The organism is Pseudoalteromonas sp. GW168-MNA-CIBAN-0100 (assembly GCF_040309225.1).
Lineage (GTDB): Bacteria > Pseudomonadota > Gammaproteobacteria > Enterobacterales > Alteromonadaceae > Pseudoalteromonas > Pseudoalteromonas arctica.
Genome location: NZ_JBEOOL010000563.1, coordinates 1 through 272 on the forward strand (window position 1 = coordinate 1; position 272 = coordinate 272).

Here is a 272-nt window from a genome sequence, read left to right on the forward strand (position 1 = left end):
ATTAATAAGCTTATAGCTAATACCTTGGTCAATTAAATCTTGAGGAATAAGTTTTTTTAAATCAAAAGCTTTACTGAATAACCCAGACTTAACTAAGGAAATCACTGGCGCGTTAACTTTACCTCCGCCTACCAAACTCTTCTTCACCGCATGAACTTTAATCGTCCCCGGACACACCAGCTTAATACCGCTATCATCTATCGTAATGGATGCTCCTGCTGAGGTTTGCAGCTTAATCCGCTTAGGGCTCGACACATTCACCTGTCCTGACT

General features: G+C 41.2%; 1 protein-coding gene. It reads right to left on the reverse strand.

What is annotated here, in order from left to right:
• On the reverse strand, positions 1 to 255 hold a 255-nt coding region (locus AAEY62_RS22440), incomplete at its 3' end, for a hypothetical protein (protein WP_350636621.1).
• Positions 256 to 272 lie beyond the last annotated feature (17 nt).